Annotated in this window: 10 protein-coding genes; 4 read left to right on the forward strand and 6 right to left on the reverse strand. The window is 74.0% G+C overall.

Annotated elements, in window-relative coordinates; all coding sequences use genetic code 11:
- The first annotated feature begins 77 nt into the window (after positions 1–77).
- Together FJQ56_RS05610 and FJQ56_RS05615 are read left to right on the forward strand one after the other, a co-directional pair.
- On the forward strand, positions 78–653 hold the full coding sequence (locus FJQ56_RS05610) for an RDD family protein (RefSeq protein ID WP_211350758.1): 576 nt from the start codon (positions 78–80) through the stop codon (positions 651–653).
- 84 nt (positions 654–737) lie between these two features.
- On the forward strand, positions 738–1,259 hold the full coding sequence (locus tag FJQ56_RS05615) for a nitroreductase family deazaflavin-dependent oxidoreductase (protein ID WP_140008169.1): 522 nt from the start codon (positions 738–740) through the stop codon (positions 1,257–1,259).
- On the opposite strand, the gene FJQ56_RS05620 is transcribed toward FJQ56_RS05615, so the two are convergent.
- The 6 genes from FJQ56_RS05620 to FJQ56_RS05645 form a co-directional block, all read right to left on the reverse strand.
- Positions 1,208–1,627, reverse strand: coding sequence for a hypothetical protein (locus FJQ56_RS05620; RefSeq protein WP_211350759.1), 420 nt, complete (start codon positions 1,625–1,627; stop codon positions 1,208–1,210). The genes FJQ56_RS05615 and FJQ56_RS05620 overlap by 52 nt on opposite strands.
- Before the next feature lie 73 nt (positions 1,628–1,700).
- Positions 1,701–4,187 (reverse strand): ATP-binding cassette domain-containing protein, encoded by a 2,487-nt coding sequence (locus FJQ56_RS05625; protein WP_140008170.1) that lies wholly within the window; start codon positions 4,185–4,187, stop codon positions 1,701–1,703.
- A gap of 27 nt (positions 4,188–4,214) precedes the next feature.
- A complete protein-coding gene (locus tag FJQ56_RS05630; RefSeq protein WP_140008171.1) occupies positions 4,215–6,524 on the reverse strand; it encodes a transglutaminase TgpA family protein in 2,310 nt (769 codons plus the stop codon).
- On the reverse strand, positions 6,521–7,705 hold the full coding sequence (locus tag FJQ56_RS05635) for a DUF58 domain-containing protein (protein WP_140008172.1): 1,185 nt from the start codon (positions 7,703–7,705) through the stop codon (positions 6,521–6,523). Before FJQ56_RS05635 ends, FJQ56_RS05630 begins: the two co-directional genes overlap by 4 nt.
- Positions 7,706–7,712: 7 nt before the next feature.
- The gene (locus FJQ56_RS05640) at positions 7,713–8,687 is read right to left on the reverse strand and encodes an AAA family ATPase (protein ID WP_140008173.1); all 975 of its coding nucleotides are present in this window, start codon (positions 8,685–8,687) and stop codon (positions 7,713–7,715) included.
- A 10-nt stretch (positions 8,688–8,697) separates the two neighbouring features.
- Positions 8,698–14,940 carry an Ig-like domain-containing protein gene (locus FJQ56_RS05645; protein WP_140008174.1) on the reverse strand — a complete coding sequence of 2,081 codons (6,243 nt, stop codon included), beginning with the start codon at positions 14,938–14,940 and terminating at the stop codon, positions 8,698–8,700.
- A gap of 83 nt (positions 14,941–15,023) precedes the next feature.
- On the opposite strand from FJQ56_RS05645, the gene FJQ56_RS22025 reads away from it, so the two are divergent.
- Complete coding sequence (locus FJQ56_RS22025) at positions 15,024–16,250, forward strand: FHA domain-containing protein (RefSeq protein WP_170215277.1); 1,227 nt, start codon at positions 15,024–15,026, stop codon at positions 16,248–16,250.
- A 7-nt stretch (positions 16,251–16,257) separates the two neighbouring features.
- A complete protein-coding gene (locus tag FJQ56_RS05650; protein ID WP_170215278.1) occupies positions 16,258–17,673 on the forward strand; it encodes a serine/threonine-protein kinase in 1,416 nt (471 codons plus the stop codon).
- The last annotated feature ends 73 nt before the right edge of the window (positions 17,674–17,746 follow it).

Raw genomic sequence — 17,746 nt, forward strand, 5'->3', positions numbered from 1 at the left:
TCGGACGCGCTACTTTTCAGCGCCGACCGCGCCGACGCGGTCCCCGACCCTGTTGTTGCGACCCCGAGGAGCCCCCCATGTCCGACTACCCGCCGCCGCCGCCCTCCCAGGGCGGGTACGGCGCCCCGCCGCCGCCGCTCGGTCAGCCGCGGCCCGGTGAGCTGATGGACCGGTTCCTGGCCCGTCTCATCGACGGCGTCCTGCTCGGCATCGTCTACGTCATCCTGTTCGCGATCTTCGTCGCGATCCTGGTCAGCGACCGGACCTACAACTTCGAGAGCGGCGACTACGAGGGCGGCAGCCGCTTCCTGTTCGGGATCGTCTTCGGCGTCGTCGCCGGCGCCCTGAGCCTCGGCTACTACGCGTTCATGGAGTCCTCGCGTGGTGCCACCATCGGCAAGCAGGTGATGAAGCTCAAGGTCGTCGGCCCTGACGGGGTCAGCAACCCGACGATGGAGCAAGCCGTGAAGCGCAACATCTTCACGGCCGCGCCGATCGGCTACATCGTCCCGATCGTCGGGCCGGCCATCGCCGGCCTGGCCGCCCTGGTCGGCGAGATCCTGATCGCGGTCGGCATCAACAACGACCCGGTCAGGCGCCAGGCCTGGCACGACACCTTCGCCGGCGGCACCCAGGTGCTCAAGATCGGCTGAGTCCCCCGCACCCCAGCACGCACGGCGCCGGATCCCCCTGCGGGACCGGCGCCGTTCGTCGTCGGTGGCCACTACATTGCCGCCATGGGTCTGCTCACACCGCTCGCCGTGCGCATCGGTGCGCTCTCCTGGATGCCCCGGCTGCTCCCGCAGGTCGTGTGGGTCGACACCCGCCTGCAGCGGGCGTCGCGCGGCCGGGTCACGGTGCTCGACCTCGCGGGGCTGCCCAACCTCGCGCTGACCGTCGCCGGCCGCAAGAGCGGCCTGCCGCGCACCACGCCGTTGCTGTGCGTGCCCCACGACGGCGGCTGGCTGATCGCCGGCTCCTACTTCGGCGGACCCCAGGTCCCCCTGTGGGTCGGCAACCTGCGCGCCGCCACCACCGCGCACGCCCGCGTCCGCGGACGGATCCACGAGGTCACCTGGCGTGAGGTCGAGGGCGCCGAGCGGGCCGAGCTCTGGCAGGTCATGCTCCGGACCTGGCCCAACTACGCGACGTACGAGGAGCGCACGAGCCGGGTGATCCCGGTGTTCGTCCTACGGCCGGTCCGAGGTCAGTACGACGGCGGGGCGACCGGCGGCGGACCCGGCGGCATCGGCGGGTAGCCGGGCGTCTGGGGGCGCTGCGTGTCGGCCGCGACGACGTCCTTGTGGAAGCGCTTGTGCACGTAGATCGGCCGGCCCAGCGACTCGCACTTCCACCACAGCCCCGACGGGGGCCCGATCTGGACGGTCCGCGGCACCTCGGCCAGGACACCGGTGACCTTGGTCTGGCTCATCCGGGTCCCGTCGAGCACGAGGATGCGGCGGTCGGTCACCACGACCGTGCGGTAGCGGTTGGCGAACAGCACGATGAACGCCGACAGCAGGACCCACCACTGGGTGATCTTCTGGCCACCGAAGACCGCCTGGACCCGCTCGCCCGGTTGCAGGAAGGGCTGAGCCCTCGTGACCATCGTGTCGCGTAGCGCCATGCACCGAACCCTAGCCTGGGGTCGCCCCAGGAATCGGCGTCCGACACGGGGTCTGCGTCGCACGGGACCGCCGTCAGCGGTCGGACGTCGCGCTGCGTCGTACGAGCAGGTAGCCCAGCACGGTCGTCAATGCGGTGAGCAGCAGCAGCACGAGCACCGCGAGCACGAAGTGGCCGCCGCCGCCGAGCAGCGGGTCGCCGGAGAAGCGGTCGTCGCCGGAGCGGTCGAGCCCCATGGCGCTGCCGGCGGCGGCGTACGCCCAGCGCGAGGGGGCGAGCCAGGCGACCTGGGCGAGCAGCGGGCGGCCGTGGATCTGGAACAGCGAGGCCGACAGCACCAGCTGGACCATGATCATGCCGACCAGCGCCGGCATGGTCTGCTCGGTGCTGGTGACGACGGCCGAGAGGGTCAGGCCCGCGACCACCATCGAGGTCGCGAGCAGGCCGATCACCAGCGCGAGCCGGACGCCGCCCAGGCTGCCGTCGGGCCCGGGGAGACCCACGACGGCGATGAAGGTGACCACGAGGCCCTGCACGAACGCCGCCGAGCCGAGCACGATGATCTTGCTCGCGAAGTAGACGCCGGGCGAGAGCCCGACGGCGTACTCGCGACGAAAGATCGACCGCTCCCCCACCAGCTCGCGGATGGCCAGCGCGGTGCCCATCAGGCAGGCCGCGACGATGAGCACGATGAGGCGCTGCAACGACTCGGCGGGCGAGAACGCGAGATCGACCGTGCACGCGTCGAGCGAGCCACCGGGCGGGCAGACGAGCGAGCTCTCGAGCGAGAGACCGTCGCCGCCGGGGACCAGCCGGCTCAGCAGCCCGAGCACGAGCGGCAGGGCCAGGAGCATGGTGAGCAGCAGCCGGTCGGCCACGACCACCGCGAGGTTGCGGCGGACCAGCGTCGACAGTTGCTTGCCGAACGACTGGCGCGGCGCGACCGGCACCGGGGCGGCGGTCGCGCGCAGGGCGGCGGTCTCGGTGGAGGGTCGCGGTGCGGCGATGCGCGACCAGAGGTCGGGCTCGTCGAGCCGGTCGAACACCTCGGGGTAGCTCGCGACCCCGAAGTGGTCGAGGACGCCGGAGGGCGGGCCGAAGTAGGCGGTCCGGCCGCCGGGGGCCAGCACCATCACGTTGTCGCAGACGTCGAGCGCGAGCACCGAGTGGGTGACCACCACGACGACGCGCCCCTCGTCGGCCAGGGTGCGCAGCTGTCGCATGACCTCGAGGTCGAGGCCCGGGTCGAGGCCCGAGGTCGGCTCGTCGAGGAACAGCAGCGGCGGCGCGGTGAGCAGCTCGGTGGCGATCGAGACGCGCTTGCGCTGCCCGCCGGAGAGCTGGCTGCCGATGCGGTTGTCGAGCCGCTCCTGGAGCTGCAGCTGGCCCGCGACCGTGCGCACCCGCTGGTCGCGCTCCTGCGGCCGGGTGTCGGGCGGCAGCCGCAGCTCGGCGGCGTAGGCCAGGGCCTGGCGGACCTTGAGCTGGGGGTGCTGGATGTCCTGCTGCGGCACCAGGCCGATCTGGAAGCGCAGCTGGTCGTAGTGGGCGTAGAGGTCGTGGCCCTGCCAGACGACGCGGCCGTGGGTCGCCGGGCGCAGACCGGTGAGCGCCCCCAGCAGGGTGGACTTGCCGGCACCCGAGGGACCGATCACGGCGGTCAGCGACGACGGGGCGAGCGTGCAGGAGACGTTCTCGAGCAGCAGCCTGCCCCCGTCGACGACGACGGTGAGCCCGTCGGCGTAGAGGGTGAACTCGTGCTGCGTCGCCGACGACAGCAGCTGGGCGCCGTCCCAGCGGAAGGTCTGGTTGCCGACGATGACCTCGTGGCCGGGCTCGAGCGCGGCGGCGCCGACGACCCGGTGGCCGTTGACGAAGACGCCGTTGAAGCTGCCGAGGTCGTGGACGACCGCAGGACGCCCGAGCTGGAGCCGGGCGTGGAACCGCGAGACCAGCGGGTCGTCGAGCACGACGTCGTTGGACAGGTCGCGCCCGATCGTGACCGAGCCACCGGGGACGGCGTGCGCCGGCATCATGGTCCGGCCGTGGGTGAGCTGCCCGGGCGGGACGACCTGCTGGGCCACCACGGGCGCCTGGCCGGCGCGGGGCGGCGGGGTCGCGACGTACGGCGGCGGGGTGGGTTGGGAGGGCTGCTGCGGGGCTGTCGGGACCGGCGGGGGTGCCTGGGCCGAGGCTCGGTAGGGCGGCGGCGTCGGGGGCACGTACGGCGGCGGGGTGGGGGCCACCGGCGGGACCGGCACCGTCTGCCAGGCCTGCACCGCCTCGCCCTGGGGGTCGCCGAGGTGGAGCACCGTGGCCCCGGCGTGCAACGGCTCGCGTCCGATGCGCCGACCGGCCACGAAGGTGCCCCCGGAGCTGGCGTCCACGGCGTACCAGGACGCGCCCTGGCGCTCGAAGGTCAGGTGGTGCCGCGAGGCCCGCGGGTCGTCGACGACGAGGTCGCAGGTCTGCTCTCGTCCGACGACGACGCGCTCCTGGTCGAACTCGCGTCGCCCGCGCGCGGTCTGCACCACGAGGCGTGCGGGGTCGAGGTCGGTCATGGCGCAGTCACCCTAGTGGCCGCGATCTCAGGACCGGCGGAACGAGCGCAGCGCCACCATCGCCCGCACACGCCGCTTCCACGGGGCCGACCCGGTCATCAGCCGCCGCTCCTCGTCGACCATCGCCCAGAACTCGTCGGCGACGGCCGGGTCGGGGTCGCTGGGACCGAAGACGATGCCGTCGGCGGTGCGGGCGAGGTCGAGGGCTGCGGGGGTGGCGACGTGGGGGGCCTGCTGGCGCCGGGTCAGGCCGGCGCCGACCGGGACGGGCTGGCCCAGGTCTCGGGCGTGGTCGACGAGCTCGCGCCAGCCGCCGACGACCCGGGACGACGCCCGGGCGGCGGCCCGCCGGCGCCGTCGACGCCAGGCCTTGAGGCCGACGATGGTGCCGGTGACCAGCAGGACCAGCAGCAGCGGTCCGCCCACCCCGAGGACCACCCACCGCCACCAGCCCGACAGGGCGCCGGGCTGGTCGTCGTCGTCGTCGGCCGGGTTGACCTTGCGGTCGTCGAGCTCGGTGTCGTTCTGCTCGGCCAGGGTCGAGGGGGGCGGGATCGGCGCGGGTGGCGGGACGACGGTGCCGCTCATCTGCTGCTCGGTGACCGGCGGCTGCTCGGCGGGCCGGTCGAGGTCCATGAACGTCTCGGTCGGCAGGGTGCGCCACGACCCGTCGGCGACCTGCAGCTCCACCCAGGCCGAGACGTCCTTGCCGCGCACGACGCCGCCGGCCGGCACCACGGCGCCCATCACGACGCGGGCGGGGACGTCGACGCTGTTGGCGAGCAGCGCCATGATCGCGGCGTACTGCTCGTCGTTGCCGACGGGGATCGGCGCGTTGGCGAACTCGTCGCCGAGCCGCTTCTGGTGGTGGCCGGGGTGGTAGATCTTCTCGGCCTGCAGGACCCCGTCGGAGTACTTGCCCGCGGTCTTGAGGTGGTCGGCGATCTTGAAGACCCGGTCCATCGGGTCGGTGGCCCCGGCGGACCACTGCCGCGCCTGGGTGTCGAGGAAGGCCGCGGCGTAGCGGTTGTCGGTCACCGCGCTCGACGGGGCGTCGTCCACCTCGACCTCGTCGTCGGGCTGCACGGTCGTGAAGCGGTAGACGTCGCCCGGGCGGACGCCGGTCGGCACGACCGCGGTGGCCGAGGCGAGGTTGTAGCGCCAGGAGTCGCGCTTGGCGTCGGCGTCGCCGCGCTCGAAGTCCATCGACTGCAGGTCTCCGACGGTCGGGAGCCAGACGGCGGCGTAGCCCTCCCCCACCGTGACGGTGACGTCGAGACGCGCGCCCTCGACCGGGTTGTCGATGGTGCTCGAGACCCGCTGGAACGCATCGTCGGTCGTCGTCGGGTCGGTGTCCTCGGCGGCGCCCCAGACGATGCCGTCGTAGGAGTCGAGCGCCGCGATCCGCACGCGGGTCCCGGCGGGCACCCCCTGCACGGTCAACAACGTCTTGGTGAACAGGTTCTGCGGGTCGGCCGGCGCCGGCTCCTCGACGTAGCGGCGGAACGACGCCAGCGGCGAGGGGTACTGCCCGATGTCGAACGGCGGTCGGACCTTGCTGCGCAGCACGACCCGGCCGTCGTCGTCGCCCAGCGCGGCGGAGGTGACCGGGAGGGCCAGGACCCCGGCGACGGCGACCAGCACCAGCCCCGCCGTCGTACGCCGGGCGCGACCGGTCGCACTGCCCTCGACCGGACGCAGCCGCCGCCCCTCGCGCACCGCGAGCCAGCCCACGGCCAGGACCGCGAACCCGACGCCCTGCAGCCACAGCGACTGCGGACGGGTCACGCCGAGCAGGATCACCGCACCCAGCAGGAGCAGCGGGGCCAGGAGCGCGACGGCCGAGCGCAGCAGCACCGGACCGGAGCGCAGGGCGCGGGTGAGCCCACCGAGCAGCCCGGCGACCAGGCCGAGGGTCCACGGCAGGACCAGCACGACCCCCGAGCCCTCGACCGGTGGCAGCGTCGTGAGCAGGTCCTTCCAGCCGCCGACGACCTGGTCGGTGACCGGGCCGAAGGGCTCCTGGGCGATCAGCACCGCGACGCCCAACCACACGGGCACGCCGAGGGTGACCGCGGCGATGCCGGGCCAGCGCAGCGCGCGGACCAGCCCGGCCAGCAGCAGGCCGACGACGACGCCGAGCAGCGACACGACGAGGTAGCCGACGCCGGTGAAGGTGGTGCCGAGGCCGAGCAGGGCCACCGTGCACAGGGCCAGCAGGAAGCCGACGTCGACCAGCGCGGCCCGGGTCGGGGTCCACCGGGACGTGGCGGATCGAGCGGGCCGGGCGGACCGGGCGGACCGGGTGGAGGTGGCGGACGAGGTGGTCGTGCTCATCGCACGCTCCAGCGCAGCAGGCCGGCCAGCTCGTCCTTGTCGCCCAGGCGCAGCACCGAGAGCCCGCTGACCTCGCTGACGGCGGGGGTCGCCCCGTCGGACAGGAGCAGCGCGATCCGGCGGACCTCGGGTGGGAAGACCGCCGAGGCGCGCAGGACGGTCTCGAGTCCCGTCTCGCCCCCGCTGAGCAGGAAGAGCAGGCTGGTGTCGGGGGCCAGCTGGACCGCCTGGCGCGCCGCGCCCACCAGGCCGTCGTGGCCCCCGCCCAGCACGGCGCGGCAGACCGCGTCGAGGGCACGGTTGCCGTCGGTGCCGGTGGAGGCCGAGGACCCGCAGACGAACGACGTCTCGAACTCGTCGGTCACCGCGCGCACCAGGATCGAGGCGGCCACCGACATCGCGGTCTCGAACGCGTCGTCGCTGCCCCAGGAGGCGACGGCGTCGTCGACCACGACGGTGGCGTGGCTGCGGCGGGTGTCGAGGTACTGCCGGACGAGCAGCTGCGAGTCACCGGAGGCACCCATCGCCTTGGCCGAGGACCGCCAGTGCACGTGGCGCAGGTCGTCGCCGGGGACGTACTCGCGCAGCGCGTGGAAGGCCAGGTCGCTCGGCGACAACGAGTCGGTCGAGACGCCCTCGAGGTCGCGCAGCAGCCCGGCGCCCATCTCCTCCAGGGGCACCAGCGGCGGGCGCACCAGGATCTCCTGCAGCGGGGCCCAGACCGCGTCGCGCGAGAACAGGCCCAGGGCGTCGCCGCGCCGGGTGATCGCCGGGCCCACGCCGATGACACCACGGCGCTCGGTGCGCACGGTGAAGGACTCCTCGTTGGTCGCGCCCGCGGCCAGGGCGGGGACGCCGTAGCGGTGCAGCGACTCCCCGACCGGGACCTCGAGCAGGGTCGGCAGCATCCGGCGACCCGCCGTGTTAGTGACGTCGACCCCGCCGGACACCGATCCGCCCGCCACGACGCGCGAGGGAGCCAGGGAGATCACGACGTGCACGCGGGTGCGCCCGAGCAGGAACGGCAGGCAGAGGGCCAGCAGCAGCAGGCAGGTCGCGCCGAGCACGACGAGCTCACGCCAGTGGGTGCGGCTCGCGACGGCGAGCGCCAGCACGCCGAGCCCGAGCAGCAGCCAGCCGAGGGGACGGACCACCCCCAGCACCCGTCGTACGGCGCTCATCGTCACCTCAGGCCGTCGCCACGCGGTCGGTCGGCGGGGCGACCGCGTCGAGGAGTCGCGCGATCACGGTGTCGACGGTGACGCCGGTGAACTGGGCCTCGGCGTCGAGGAGGAGTCGGTGGCACAGGACGGGGACGGCCATGGCCCGCACGTCGTCGGGGACGACGTGGTCGCGACCGTCGGCCGCCGCCCACGTCTTGGCCACGCGGATGAAGGCCAGGCACCCGCGAGCGGACAGGCCGAGCTTGACGTGGGGCTGGCGGCGCGACTCCTCGGCCAGCTCGGCGACGTAGCCGATGACGGCGGGGTCGACGTAGACCTCGTCGGCCAGCTCGCTCATCTGGGCGATGGTCTGAGAGGTGATGACGGGGGTGACGAGCGAGGCGCGGTCGCGCACCTTGGCGTTGACGAGCAGCGCGATGGTGGCGGCCTTGTCGGGGTAGCCCACCGAGCTCTTCATCAGGAAGCGGTCGAGCTGCGCCTCGGGCAGCCGGTAGGTGCCGGCCTGCTCGATGGGGTTCTGGGTCGCGATGACCATGAAGGGGCGGCCCACGTCGTGCGGGTGCCCGTCGACGGTGACCCGGCCCTCCTCCATCACCTCGAGCAGCGCGGACTGCGTCTTGGGCGAGGCCCGGTTGATCTCGTCGGCCAGCACGATGGTGTGGAAGATCGGTCCGGGGTGGAAGTCGAAGGTGCCCTTGTGCTGGTCGTAGACCGTGACGCCGGTGACGTCGGAGGGCAGCAGGTCGGGCGTGAACTGGATGCGGGCGTGGCTGCCCTGCACCGTGTTGGCCAGCGCACGCGCGAGCATCGTCTTGCCGGTGCCGGGCACGTCCTCGAGGAGCATGTGCCCCTCGGACAGCAGGCAGGTCAGCGTCAGGCGTACGACGTGCCGCTTGCCGAGCACCGCCTTCTCGATGTTGTCGGTGAGCTGGTCGAAGGTCTGCTTGAACCACGCAGCCTGCTCGTGGGAGATCGTCACGTGTTCCTCATCAGTTGGGCCAGCGGAGGTCGTTGCTGCGGGCGAGCACGTTGCCCGAGGAGTCGCCGCACTCGGCGTGCACCGTCTCACCCGGGAAGCCGTAGTAGGGACCCGGCGACACCGTGCGGTTGGTCGCGACCTGGCGGTCGTTGATGTACTTCCCGGTCCGGGTGTCGACCAGGTCGCAGAACATCGGGTTGAACTCCCAGTTGGCGCTCTCGAACCGGATCTTGGCGCACTGCGGGACGTTGCACAGGGTGCCCGCGGCGGCGCTCCCGCCGCAGGGGTTGCTGGTGCCGTCGCGGCAGGCCTCGCCCTTCGAGATCGTCACCGTGGGGTCGGGCGGGTCCTGGGTGCGGTCCGACGTCGCCTGCCGCTCGGCGGGTCCCCGGGCGGGCGAGGCGTCGCTGAGCGTGGCGGTGAGCGTCTCGGTGTTGCTGTAGCCGATGTCGACCGCCTCCGTGCGGAAGGTGAAGGTGCCGGGACCGGGGAGCTCGAACGTCTGGGTGCCGCGCTGCCTGCTGCGCACGGTCAGCGTCGCCGGGTCGCCGTTGGCGTCGACGGTGATCGACCACCGCACGTTCTTGCCGTTGTTGTCCCAGGTCATGTTGGTGATGTGGCCCCGGTTCAGCGGGCCGTAGGTCTGCAGGTTCTGGACGTCGGAGCGCACGCACGCGCCCTTCTCGTTGCAGGCCTCGAGCTGGAACGCGTGCGGACCGTCGTTGTCGGGCGTCGCGATCGGCTCGGTGCGGGGCCCGGTGGCGTCGAACTCGGTGAGCAGCGCACCGTCGCGGTAGATCCGCACCCGGGACTGGGCCCCGTTGGTGTCGGGGATCGTGTAGCTCGTCGTCCCGGTGTTGTTCGCCCCCGTCGGCGCCACGGTCCACGGACCCCAGGGCTCCGGCTCGCCGACGGCCTGGAACGTCGTGGCGGGCCCCGTCGAGGTCTTGCCCTTGCCGTTCTTGTTGGTCGCGCGGACGGAGTAGGCGTAGGTGGTGCCGTCGTACTGGATGCCGGCGTTGGTGCACGTCGTCGCCCTGATGTCGACGCAGTTGACCAGGGGCCGGCCGTCGCGCAGCACGGTGTAGCGCATCGGGCCGGGCCCGTTGGGCGGGTCGACCGCCGGCCAGGTGACCTGCACGGCGGTGTCGTCGGAGCTGGTGCGGGCCTCGGTGAGCACGGGGGCCGCCGGTCTCGCGGGCGTGCCGAACGACTGGAAGCGTCCCGAGACCCGGGCCTCGCCGCGGAAGGTCTGGTTGACGGCGTAGACCGTGAACGAGTAGGGCCGGTTGTTGTCGAGACCGGTCACGGTGAGCCGGGGGCTCCGGGTGGTGGTCGAGCCGCCGTTCTGCCACGACACGACGTACTGCTTGATCTGGGAGGTCTCGGTGGCCGGCGGGGTCCAGCGGATCTTGACGAAGCCGTCGCCCTCCTGGACCAGCTCGATCGGGCCGACCCGCCCCGGACGGGCATCGGGCGTGGCGACCGCCGACGGCGAGCTCCACTCCGACCAGCCGACCGCGTTGTGGGCCCGCACCTGGAACCGGTAGTCGCGACCGTTCTGCAGCCCGCCCACCTCGCAGCTGGTGCCGCCGCACGACTGGGTGACGCCGCCGCTGCGCACCTCGTAGCGGTCGATCGGCGAGCCGTTCTGGGCCGGCTCGCGCCAGGTCAGCGCCACCTCGCGGTCGCGTACGGCGTTGCCCGGCACGGGGGCCGCGGGCGCGTCGGGCCGGTCGAGCACGTCGAGGACGAGGCGGCCCTCGACCTGGCGCTCGGGACCCGTCGAGCCGGTCACGTCGCTCATCACCACCAGGAACTCCGCGCGACCGTTGACCTTGTCACCGGTGCTCAGGCGCACCGTCGAGCCGTCCTTGGCGGCGCGGACGTCGAGCCCCGTGAGCTGCCGGACGGAGACCACGGTCGGCTGGGGGTCGATGACGCCCGCCCGCAGGTAGGGCGCCAGGTCGATGGTGCGCTGCTCCCCCGCGGACATGTCGTCGAGCCGGATCGGCGCGAGGGTCGGCGGCGGGGACTTCACGACCACGATCTCGAGGAGCCCCGGAGCGCTGCCGCCGGACGTCACCTCGAGGGTGGCCCGGCTGCCGGGCGCCGCGGCGCCGTCGGCGTTGACCTCGATCGTCGGGCCCTGGGGGTCGATGATGCCGAGCCCGTCGACCGAGGTGCGCCAGTCGGCGTCGAAGGACAGCCCGTCGACGGCGGCGGGGTCCGGTGTCCACACGTGGCACAGGGACGCGATGTCGAGGGTCACCGAGCGGGCCTGGGCCACCCGCACCGGCTCGTCCGGGCAGCGCAGGATCGGCTCGGCCGCCCCGACCTGGACCGGGACCGACAGCACGGCCTCGACGCCGTCGGGGTCGTCGACGGAGTCGCCGGTGGTCACCTCGAAGACGACCGCTCCCGGGCCGGCGTACCGCTTCGCGGCGGCGATCTCGAAGGCGCCCTCTCCCGTGATGCGCGGGGACAGCGCCGCGGACGGCGAGGCCGAGATGCGGTCGCGCAGGGTGAACGCGACCGGGCCGCCCGCCGGGTCGGCCACGTAGTCGGCGAGGTCGAGGTCGGCGGTGTCGCCCGGAGCGACCTCGATGGCCGCGCCGGGGATGACGTAGGGCGCACCGCCCTCGAGCGGTGGCACGTAGATGGAGGCGGTCGCTGAACCGCCGTCGGCGTCGGCCACGCGGAACGGTACGACGAGCGGCTCGCGGCCGCGCTCGACCACGACCTTGCCGCCCGACACCGAGGCCGTGACGCCCGGGGGCGCGATCACCTCGGCGACGCGCAGGTCGGCGTCGTCGCCGTCGGGGTCGTACGCCGTCTCGAGCACGTCGACGCTGACCGAGGAGGCGTCGCCCTCGCCGTCGACGTCACCGGAGTCGATCGCGCCGTCGCCGACGGACTCCTCGGCGGCGGGGGTGCCGTAGGCGTCGAAGACCACCGGCGGGTTGTTGAACGAGTCGGCCAGGCGCAGCGTCGCCGTCGACTGGGAGGAGTCGAGCCCGTTGGAGACGCGGTAGACGACCTCGACGTTGCGAGCACCGGTCGCCGGTGCGGTGACGACCAGCGGCCCCTGGGGCGACTCGAGCCGCACCCCGGGCTGCTTGACCGGCAGCGACAGCGTCACCCGGTCGCCGGCGGCGACGTAGTCGTTGGCGAGGACGTCCATCCGCGCGACGCGCCCGGGCTCGGTGGTGATCGAGTCGGCGACGGCGAGCGGGGGCTGGGGCGTCCCGGGGGCGGTGACCGCGACCCGGACCTCGCCGGTCGCCTCGGCACCGAGGGCATCGACGACGGAGTAGGTGAACTCGTCGGTGCCGACGCTGCCGGGATAGGCCTGGTAGACGAGCGACGTCGCTCCGAAGCGGACGATGCGACCCCTCGTGGGCGCCGAGGCGATGCCGACGAGCGTCACCGGGTCGCCGTCGGGGTCGACGCCCACCCCGGGCAGGCGCAGCTTGACGGTGTCGCCCGCGACGGCGCGGGCCTCGAGCACGGGCGGCTCCGGGGGCTCGTTGCGTCGGGTGGCCGGGACGACCTGGACCTCGAGGGTGCCGGGCGTGCGCTGGCCCGCCGCGTTGGTCGCGAGGTAGCGGATGGTGAAGGTCTCGGCGTCCTCGAGGGTCCGGGGCGCGACGTACCGGACGAACCGGTCGGTGACGAAGGCCTGCCCCGTCGGCACGGAGTCGTCGTCGCCGCTGCGTACGGCGAGGACGCCGGCGTCCTGGTCGGGCAGGTCGGACACGAGCTCGAGCTCGTCACCGGCCGGGCTGAAGTCGTTGTCGAGCACCGGGACCGACACCGCCCCGCCCGCGCGCACGACGGCGCGGTCGTCCTCGGTGACCGGGGTGTTGTCGGCCGGCGCCGGACGCCAGGTCACGACGACCTGCCCCTCGACGCCGGAGCGGCTGCCGTTGCTGATCGTGTAGCGGACGAGCTGCGGGTTGGGCCTCAGCTCGCCGGTACGGGCCGAGACGCGCAGCCACCGTCCCTGCACGACCGCCACGTCGAGGGAGTCGTCGCGGTCGGGCACGGCGCCCTGCACGACGAGGATGCCGCCGGTGGGGTCGATGTCGTTGGCGACGACGTCGACGAGCGTGGCGGCCTGGCCGTAGAGCGTGACGCTGTCGGGCATCGCCACCGGCGCCTCGGGCGGCTTGTCCGGTGCCTTGACGTCGACCCGGATCCGGCCGCGGTCGAAGCGGGCGTTGCCGTAGCGCAGGTCGTAGTCGAGGAAGTAGGTGCGCGGCTTGTCGGCGACGAAGCTGACGGTGCCGTCGACCAGGTCGGTGGTGACCTTGGCGCCGCCGACCTGGGCGACCTTGCCCGCCAGCTGCGACACCGCGGTCGGCGTCACCGGGTCGGAGCCCGGCAGGTCGTTGGCCAGGGGCCGGATCGTGATGGTCTTGCCGGCCTCGCCGGCCACGACGTCGGGCTCGGCGACGCCGGGGTAGGCCTTGCGGTCCTTGACGTCCTGGACCTGGATGGTGAGCTCGTCCGGCACCGGCTCGCCGATGCCGTCGGTGACGGCGTACTTGACGGTGACCAGGCCGCTGCGGGCCGGCGCGGTGAAGCGCACCCGGCCGGCCGAGGTGGTCCGGGCGACCGCGCCGGACCGGCCCCCACCGACCGCGGCCGCGGTGTCCAGCGCCAACGGGTCGCCGTCGGCCTTGTCGCGCCAGTCGGGCAGCACCGGGATGTCGAGGGTGCCACCGGCCGGGACCGTCCAGGTGCGGGGCTCGAAGCCCTCGCGCAGCTGGGGCGACGCGTTGGCGTCGGCGGCACGCGGGGTGACCCGCACGGTCGCGGTGTCGCTGACGCCGCTGCGGCCGTCGTCGATCGTGTAGTCGAAGCGGGTCGGCCCGGCCCCCTCGGGGAGCTCGATCTGCACCGTCTGCCCGTCGGGGCTGATGGTCACCTCGGCGTCTGGGTCGGTGAGGTCCTGGACGCTGGCGATGGCCAGCAGCCGCCCGGCCGGCGCGGTGTCGTTGTCGAGGGGGTGCAGCACGGTGGTGCGTCCGGGCCGGGCGCCGAGGTCGTCGTCCTCGGCCCGCGGCGGCCGGCGGTCGCCCTGGTCCTGGTTCTCGTTCTGCTCGTTCTTGTCGGTCTTGTCGGGCTTGAGCTGGAAGTCGTCCCAGTTGTCGAGGCGGGTGGGCTGGTCGGAGTCGAGGTCCCACACGGCACCGGTCGAGCGGTCGTTGAGGACGATCTCGCCGCGGTTGACCCGGAAGACCAGGTCGGCGGTGTCGGTGCCGAGGTCGGACACCCGCGGCTCCGCGCCGTCGCAGGCGGTGGCGACGGCGCCGAAGCCACCGGACCACGCGCCGTAGGAGCAGGCACCGAGACGCACCGGCGTCGTCGGCCGCCCGCCGATGGCGTCGCGCACGACGTCGGTCGACTCGCCGCTCGTCAGGTCGATCGCCACCAGCGCGGACGGGGTCGCCACGAGCACGGAGTCGGCGTCCGGTCCGGGCACCTGCAGCTGGGAGCCGGGAGGTACGTCGGCGTCGGGGCCGCCCACCACCTGCAGCACCCCCGACGCGGTGTCCAGCACCACGGCCCGGTCACCGACCGCCGTGACGGTGGTCCCGGAGCCGAGATCGGCACCCAGCGCCTCGGTCGTCGGGGCTCCCAAGCCGGCTTCGCTCACCGGGAACCGGCGGAGCCTGTCGTCCTCGCCCGAGGCGACGAGCACGGACCCGTCGAGCGCGACGGCGAGCCCGGCGTCGGAGGCCGTCCTCGCGGACGGGTCGGACTCGGTGTCCAGGGCGGAGACCGGGTCGACGCCCTTGCGGGTGTCGACGCGCTCGGCCCACAGGGTGCCCTCCGCCGGGTCGAGGACCGCCAGGGTGCCGCCGGCGAGCTGCACCTGGGGGGCCGCCGGCAGCTGGGCCGTCTCGCCGTCGGGGAGCGTCACCTTGCCGGGGTCGATCACCGACAGCACCCCGGCGGAGAGGTTGATGCCGAACACCGCCGCACCGTCCTGGACGACGTCGAGCTGGGCGTCCTGCTCGGCGAAGGCGACCCCGTCGAGCTGGGCGATCGGCTTGTTGATCCGGCCGTGGTAGCCGTCGTGCCCGTTGGTCACCCAGATGCCGCCGTCGTGCAGCTGCGCGTCGTGCTTGCGGTAGCCGTCGGCCTGGGTCGCGACCGCGACCACCCCGACCGCCGCGACGAGCAGCGCGAGGTTGGAGGCGATGGCGACGCGGTGGCGCTTGAACGTGCCCGGGACGGACAACGCGGCCTCCTGTGACTGGGGTGGGACGAGGGTAAACGACCTCCGGGCTGCGCCGAGCCACGAGGCCGGGTGAGAATGCCCCTGTGCAGGCGACCTACACCCCCGGTGACGGGCTCGTCGTGGGCGCTGGCTCGCGGTGGCTGCTCGTCACCCCGGCCCCCGGTGCCGCGGCGGCCGACGACCTCTGGGCGCTGCTCACCGGGCCGCGCGCCGAGACCGCGCTGGTCCTCGACACCGTGGCCGAGACCTGCGGGGCCGACGCCGCCGTGGTCCTGGTCGACCTCACCGTCGGCGCCGAGACCTCGGTGACCCGCGGCCGCGGCCGGCACCACACGCTCGACGGGGTGCACACCCTCGACCTGGGCGAGGCCGCCCCCGACGACGCACCCGTACGACGCCTCGTCGGCGGCGTCGTCGGCGCCGCCTCGCTCGTCCTCCGCCCGGCGGCGCGGGCCGTGCTCCCGCCCGTGGTCGCAGAGCCCACCCCGGCGCCGACGGCCGGCGGGCCCGGCGGGCCCGGCGGGACCGGTGGGACCGGTGGGCCGGTGGCGGGGCTGATCGACGGCATCCCCCCGGAGATCCTGGCCGCGGTCGCCCCGCCCCCGCCGCCTCTCCCCGAGGCGTCGGTCGTCGCCGTGCAGACCGACGAGCCGCCGCCCGAGGCCGTCCGCCTGGTCGAGCGGGTGGGCCTGACCAGCACCGTGCGCCGCGACCACCCGGGCGCCGCGCTCGACCCCGACCCCGACCACGGCCACGACTACGACCACGACGGGCAGACCACCTACCGCCCGGAGACCGCCGGTGGCCTCCCGCCGCCCCCTCCGCCGCCCGGTCACCTGCAGCACGCGACCCACGAGATGGTCCTCGCGGTGCACTGCCCGGCCGGCCACGTCACCGCGGCCTACAGCCCGCGCTGCCGGGTCTGCCACGAGCCGGTGCCGGCGCAGGAGCCCCACCGGATGCCGCGCCCGCGGCTCGGGACGCTGCACCTCCCCGACGGCGAGCGGGTGCCGCTCGACCGCGGGGTGGTCTTCGGTCGCCAGCCCGAGCCCGTCGGCGCGGTGGCCGACTGGCCCCACCTGGTGCGGCTGCCGGCGGACTCGACGTACGTCTCCCGCAGCCACCTGGCGGTCGCCCTCGACGGCTGGCTGGTGCTGGCGACCGACCTCGGGTCCCGGGGCGGCACCACGCTGCGGGTGCCCGGGCGACCGGCGCAGCGCATCCGCGGTCACGAGCAGTACGTCTGGGAGCCTGGGCAGGTGCTCGACCTGGCCGACAGCTACGAGATCGTCTACGAGGTCACCGAGTGAGCCCCTCGTGACCGGCGCCCCCGAGATCCCCGGCTACACCTTCCTGCAGCACCTCGGCAGCGGCGGCTTCGCCGACGTGTTCCTCTTCGAGCAGGAGTGGCCGCGCCAGCGGGTGGCGGTCAAGGTCGTGCGGCCCGACGTGTCGCTCACCGAGCGTGAGAAGGGCCTGTTCGCCGCGGAGGCCAACGCGATGGCCAAGCTCGCCGACCATCCCTACATCGTCTCGGTGATCACCGCCGGGATGACCGGCGGCACCGGGCCGGCGGCGGGTCGCCCCTACCTCGTGATGCGCTACTGCCCGCCGCCCGACCTCGGGGTGCGGGTGCGCCAGTCGCCGATGCCGGTCGCCGACGCCCTCAGCACCGGCATCAAGCTCGCCAGCGCCGTCGAGACCGCCCACCGCGCGGGCATCGTGCACCGCGACATCAAGCCCAGCAACGTGCTGGTGACCACCTACAGCGAGCCGGCGCTGACCGACTTCGGCATCGCCGGCTACCTCCACGAGATCGCCGCCGAGTCCGAGGTCCGCATCTCCTACCCGTGGTCGCCGCCCGAGCTGCTCGACGGCCGCTCCAACGGCTCGGTGGCCAGCGACGTCTACTCGCTCGGCGCGACGATCTGGAACCTGCTGACCGGCCGCTCACCGTTCGCGGTCCAGCACGGCGACAACACGCCGCGCGCCCTGTCGGCGCGGATCCTGCACACGCCGGCCCCCGCGACCGGGCGCCCCGACGTACCCCCGGCGCTCGAGGCGCTGCTGGCGCAGTGCCTGGCCAAGCCGCCCGAGCACCGGCCCGGGTCGGCCCTCGAGCTGGCCCGCGCGCTGCAGCGCGTCGAGTCCCAGGCCGGCTACGCCCGCACGGCCATCGCGGTCGAGGGCGACCGTCCGGCCGGCGAGGGCAGCGCCCCTCCCCCGCCCTCGGGCGACCCTGACGCGACCTACGTCAAGCCGATCACCGTCATCCCCGCCTCCGGGCCTCGGGCGGCGCGGATCGAGTCGGCCGTGGTCCCCGGCGGTGCCGCCGTCGTCGAGCACGGGTCGCGGGCCGCCTGGGTCTGGGCGGTCCTGGGGGTCCTGGTCGTGGCGGCGGTGGTCGTCGCCCTGGCGCTGCGCGGCGGCGGCGAGGAGGAGCCTCCCGCGGCGCCACCGCCGACCACGCCTGCGCCCGTCGAGGACGGGCTGGTGCAGCTGCCCCCTCAGGTCGACGGCGTACGCCGTGGCGCGCAGGTCGTCTTCACCTGGCGCGCCGCCGACGCCGCGCGCGGCGGCGACACCTTCGAGTGGCGACGTACCGACACCGACGAGGGCGCCCGCACCGCCGATCCGAGGGTCACGGTGAAGGCGGCGAGCCGGGTCTGCGTGCAGGTACGGCTCATCCGCGGGTCCGACGCGTCGGCGTTCACCGAGCGCTGCGTCGACTGAACCCGGAGCGTCCCGCGCGACGATCACCCGACGATCGCCCGACGACCCGGAAGTCTCCGCCCGCCTCCCTACA

Source organism: Nocardioides plantarum (genome assembly GCF_006346395.1).
Lineage (GTDB): Bacteria > Actinomycetota > Actinomycetes > Propionibacteriales > Nocardioidaceae > Nocardioides > Nocardioides plantarum.

Coding starts and splice junctions, on each gene's coding strand:
- FJQ56_RS05610 (WP_211350758.1), top strand. CDS start 78: ATGTCCGACTACCCGCCGCCGCCGCCCTCCCAGGGCGGGTACGGCGCC.
- FJQ56_RS05625 (WP_140008170.1), bottom strand. CDS start 4,187: ATGACCGACCTCGACCCCGCACGCCTCGTGGTGCAGACCGCGCGCGGG.
- FJQ56_RS05615 (WP_140008169.1), top strand. CDS start 738: ATGGGTCTGCTCACACCGCTCGCCGTGCGCATCGGTGCGCTCTCCTGG.
- FJQ56_RS05635 (WP_140008172.1), bottom strand. CDS start 7,705: ATGAGCGCCGTACGACGGGTGCTGGGGGTGGTCCGTCCCCTCGGCTGG.
- FJQ56_RS05630 (WP_140008171.1), bottom strand. CDS start 6,524: ATGAGCACGACCACCTCGTCCGCCACCTCCACCCGGTCCGCCCGGTCC.
- FJQ56_RS05620 (WP_211350759.1), bottom strand. CDS start 1,627: ATGGCGCTACGCGACACGATGGTCACGAGGGCTCAGCCCTTCCTGCAA.